The following is a 4,308-nucleotide window of genomic DNA, read 5'->3' on the forward strand; positions in this document are numbered from 1 at the left end:
GGCTGCTGCGGGGTCAGGAGGCCGCGGCGGCGGCCGGCTCGGGCAGCTCGATGCTGGCGCCGAGGGCCCGCAGCTTGTCCATGAAGTTCTCGTAGCCGCGGTTGATCAGGTCGATGCCGTGGACCGTGGAGGTGCCCTGGGCGGCGAGCGCGGCGATCAGGTACGAGAACCCGCCGCGCAGGTCGGGGATGACCAGGTCGGCGCCCTGGAGCTTGCTGGGCCCGGAGACCACCGCGGAGTGCTGGAAGTTGCGGCGGCCGAAGCGGCAGGGGGTGCCGCCCAGGCACTCGCGGTAGAGCTGGATGTGGGCGCCCATCTGGTTGAGCGCGGAGGTGAAGCCCAGCCGCGACTCGTACACCGTCTCATGGACGATGGACAGGCCGGTGGCCTGGGTGAGGGCGACCACCAGCGGCTGCTGCCAGTCGGTCTGGAAACCGGGGTGGACGNNCGGATGCCCTCGTCGTCCACCTCGAAGGCGCCGCCGACCTTCCGGAAGGTGTTGAGGAAGGTCATCATCTCCAGCTGGCGGGCGCCGCGGACATAGATGTTGCCGTGGGTGGCGAGGGCGGCGCAGGCCCAGGAGGCGGACTCCAGGCGGTCCGGCAGCGCGCGGTGGTTGTAGCCGCCGAGCCGGTCGACGCCGGTGATCAGGATGGTGCGGTCGGTGCCCATGGAGATGATGGCGCCCATCTTCTGCAGCACGCAGATGAGGTCGACGATCTCGGGCTCGATGGCGGCGTTGGTCAGCTCGGTGACGCCCTCCGCCAGGACCGCGGTGAGCAGCACCTGCTCGGTCGCGCCGACCGAGGGGTAGGGCAGCGTGATCTTGGTGCCGCGCAGCCGCTGCGGGGCGGTGAGGTAGAGGCCCTCGGCGTTCTTGTCCACCACCGCGCCGAACTGGCGCAGCACGTCGAGGTGGAAGTCGACCGGCCGGTCGCCGATGTGGCAGCCGCCCAGACCGGGGATGAAGGCGTGGCCCAGCCGGTGCAGCAGCGGGCCGCAGAAGAGGATGGGGATCCGCGAGGAGCCGGCGTGGGCGTCGATGTCCGCGACGTTGGCGCTCTCCACGTGCGAGGGGTCGAGGACCAGCTCGCCCTCCTCCTCGCCCGGGCGCACGGTGACGCCGTGCAGCTGGAGCAGGCCGCGGACGACCTTGACGTCGCGGATGTCCGGGACGTTGCGCAGCCGGCTGGGCTCATGGCCGAGCAGCGCAGCGACCATGGCCTTGGGCACGAGGTTCTTCGCGCCTCGGACTCGGATCTCGCCCTCGAGCGGGGTGCCGCCGTGGACAAGCAGGACGTCGTCGGTCATGTCTCTCGCATTCCCGGGTGTGCGGTCGGTGCGGGGTGATGCTCGTACGGGGGAGGAGGGCTGGGGGACGTGCCGAAGCGCCGGAAGCCCTCCGCACGATGAAGATGGTAATGGTCCGTCCGGTGGTTCCCTGGTGGCGTGAAGGGTCCAAGGGGTGGTTGAAACCCCGCTGGTCGGCGGATCCGGTGTGATGTATGTCACCTGTGGGCTCCCTCGGTCGGGTCGTCCGGCGGCGTCTACCCCCGGCCGCGTCGGCTACCCGTGCGGCCCGCACATGCGGGATCATGTCCTCCATGACCGAGGTCTCCTCGCTCACCGGACGGCTGCTCGTAGCGACGCCCGCGCTGACCGACCCCAACTTCGAGCGCGCCGTGGTGCTCCTCCTCGACCACGACGAGGAGGGGTCGCTGGGGGTTGTGCTCAACCGGCCCACCGCGGTGGACGTCTCCGCGGTGCTGGCGCCGTGGGCGGACCTCGCGGGCGATCCGTCCGTGGTCTTCCAGGGCGGCCCGGTCGCGCTGGACTCCGCCCTCGCCCTGGCGGTGGTGCCCGGGGAGCCCGCGGCCGAGGACCCGCTGGGCTGGCGGCGGGTGCACGGCGCCATCGGCCTGGTGGACCTGGAGGCCCCGCCCGAGCTGCTGGCCGCCGAGCTGGGCTCGCTGCGGGTCTTCGCCGGTTACGCCGGCTGGTCGCCCGGGCAGCTGGAGGACGAGCTGATCGAGGGCGCCTGGTACGTGGTGGAGTGCGAGCCCGGCGACGTCTCCTGCCCCGATCCGGACCAGCTCTGGCGCTCGGTGCTGCGCCGCCAGCGCGGCGAGCTGGCCATGATGGCCACCTATCCGGACGACCCGACGATGAACTGAGTCCGCCGCGGTGCCGCCGGGCCTGGCGGCGACCGGGGGTGGGGCGCCTAGACTTGGGTCGTATGAGCACTCTCGAGCCCGAGCGCGGTCACGGCACCGGCACTCTCGTCGAGCCGACCCCCCAGGTGTCCAACGGGGACGGCGACCACGAGCGCTTTGCGCACTACGTCCAGAAGGACAAGATCATGGAGAGTGCGCTCTCCGGTTCGCCGGTGGTCGCACTCTGCGGCAAGGTGTGGGTGCCGGGTCGCGACCCCAAGAAGTACCCGGTCTGCCCCATGTGCAAGGAGATCTTCGAGTCCATGCCGCTCGGCGGCGGCGACAAGGACAAGAGCGGCAAGGGCGGCGGCAAGGCCTGACGGCCGCCGGCTGTCCTGTGCCGATCGCATACGGCGGGGCAGGATGATCCTCATGGATCTGGTACCTGCCCCGCTGGACGCCCATCGTTACGGGGACGGCAAGTGCATCGTCCTCGGACCGGACACCGCGCTGTGCGCCGGCCCCGGAGCCGAGCAGGCCGAGCGGTGGCTGCGCGCCGAGCTGTCCGCCGCCACCGGCTTCCGTCTCGCCCCGCAGCAGCAGGCGGAGGGGCAGGAACAGCTGGACGGCCATGCCGTCCGGCTGGCGGTGCACCCCCTGGTGACCGAGGAGCTGGGCCCCGAGGGCTACCAGATCCGGGTCTCGCCCAATGGCGCGGACGTCTTCGGCGGCGGCCCCGCCGGTGTCTTCTGGGGTGCCCAGACCCTGCGCCAGCTGCTGGGACCGGACGCCTACCGACGGGCACCGCTGGCCGGGCGCAGCTGGACCCTCCCGGTCTGCCAGATCCAGGACGCGCCCCGTTTCTCCTGGCGCGGCCTGCTGCTGGACGTGGCCCGGCACTTCCTGCCCAAGCACGAGGTCCTGCGGTACGTGGACCTGATGGCCGCGCACAAGCTCAATGTGCTGCATCTGCACCTCACCGACGACCAGGGCTGGCGGATCGAGATCCGCCGCCACCCCCGGCTCACCGAGGTCGGCGGCTGGCGCGAGCGGTCCATGGTGGGCTTCCGCACCGGGGGCCGCCGCGACGACCGGCCGCACGGCGGCTGGTACACCCAGGACGACCTGCGCGAGATCGTCGCGTACGCCGCCGAGCGGCAGATCACCGTCGTCCCCGAGATCGACATCCCCGGCCACTCCCAGGCCGCCATCGCCGCCTATCCCGAGCTCGGCAACCACGACGTGGTGGACACCGCCGCACTGCGCACCTGGACCGACTGGGGCGTCAATTCCAACGTGCTCAATGTCGAGGACGCCACCCTGCGCTTCTACGAGGAGGTGCTGGAGGAGGTCCTGGAGATCTTTCCGTCCCCCTTCGTGCACCTCGGCGGCGACGAGTGCCCCAAGGACCAGTGGCGGGCCAGCCCGGCGGCCCAGGCGCGGATGCGCCAACTGGGCCTGGCGGACGAGGACGAGCTGCAGAGCTGGTTCGTCCGGCACTTCGACCGCTGGCTGGCCGCCCGGGGCCGCCGGCTGACCGGCTGGGACGAGATCCTCGAAGGGGGCCTGGCGGAGGGCGCCGTGGTGTCGTCCTGGCGCGGCTACGCGGGCGGGGTGGCGGCCGCCCGCGCCGGACACGACGTGGTGATGTGCCCCGAGCAGCAGGTCTATCTGGACCACCGGCAGGCCGAGGGCGACGACGAGCCCGTCCCGGTCGGCTATGTGCGCACCGTCGCCGACGTCTACCGCTTCGAGCCCGTCCCGCCGCAGCTGCGCGAGGACCCCGAGGCCGCCCGGCATGTGATCGGCACCCAGGCCAATCTGTGGACCGAGATGGCCGAGGGCCCGCGGGAGGTCGACTACCGGCTCTTCCCCCGGCTGGCGGCGTTCGCCGAGGTCGCCTGGTCGCAGCTGCCCGCCGATCCGGGCGAGCGCGACCTGCCGGGCTTCCAGCAGCGGCTGGCGGGGCACCTGGCGCGGCTGGACGCGCTGGGCGTGGAGTACCGGCCGCCGACCGGTCCGCATCCCTGGCAGCGGCGGCCCGGCGTCGTCGGACGCCCGCTCGACGGGCCTCCCCCCAACGTGTGACGGCAGCGCGCGGCTCCGCCCGGCGGCGCACCGCCTCGCGGGTGCGGGCCGCCGGGCCGGGTGCCGG

The 4,308-nt window shown here is 72.5% G+C and carries 3 protein-coding genes and 2 pseudogenes; 3 read left to right on the forward strand and 2 right to left on the reverse strand.

Going from position 1 to position 4,308, the window contains the following annotated elements; translation table 11 throughout:
* Positions 1-13: 13 nt before the first annotated feature.
* Positions 14-446 (reverse strand): annotated as a pseudogene (locus AOK09_RS42800) (UDP-N-acetylglucosamine 1-carboxyvinyltransferase); the annotation flags it as partial.
* Positions 447-448: 2 nt separating this feature from the next.
* A pseudogene (locus tag AOK09_RS33595) lies at positions 449-1,311 on the reverse strand (UDP-N-acetylglucosamine 1-carboxyvinyltransferase); the annotation flags it as partial.
* 284 nt (positions 1,312-1,595) lie between these two features.
* Here AOK09_RS33595 and AOK09_RS33600 point away from each other — a divergent pair.
* From AOK09_RS33600 to AOK09_RS33610, 3 genes are all read left to right on the forward strand, one after another.
* Positions 1,596-2,174, forward strand: coding sequence for a YqgE/AlgH family protein (locus AOK09_RS33600; RefSeq protein WP_055591006.1), 579 nt, complete (start codon positions 1,596-1,598; stop codon positions 2,172-2,174).
* Positions 2,175-2,236: 62 nt separating this feature from the next.
* Complete coding sequence (locus AOK09_RS33605; RefSeq protein WP_055591007.1) at positions 2,237-2,533, forward strand: DUF3039 domain-containing protein; 297 nt, start codon at positions 2,237-2,239, stop codon at positions 2,531-2,533.
* Between the two features lie 52 nt (positions 2,534-2,585).
* Complete coding sequence (locus AOK09_RS33610; RefSeq protein ID WP_055591008.1) at positions 2,586-4,241, forward strand: beta-N-acetylhexosaminidase; 1,656 nt, start codon at positions 2,586-2,588, stop codon at positions 4,239-4,241.
* Positions 4,242-4,308: the final 67 nt, after the last annotated feature.

The sequence above is a fragment of the Peterkaempfera griseoplana genome (assembly GCF_001418575.1).
Taxonomy (GTDB): Bacteria; Actinomycetota; Actinomycetes; order Streptomycetales; family Streptomycetaceae; genus Peterkaempfera; species Peterkaempfera griseoplana.

Bases quoted from the DNA above. Each gene is read 5' to 3' on its own strand.
- AOK09_RS33605 (WP_055591007.1), top strand. From the start codon at position 2,237: ATGAGCACTCTCGAGCCCGAGCGCGGTCACGGCACCGGCACTCTCGTC.
- AOK09_RS33610 (WP_055591008.1), top strand. From the start codon at position 2,586: ATGGATCTGGTACCTGCCCCGCTGGACGCCCATCGTTACGGGGACGGC.
- AOK09_RS33600 (WP_055591006.1), top strand. From the start codon at position 1,596: ATGTCCTCCATGACCGAGGTCTCCTCGCTCACCGGACGGCTGCTCGTA.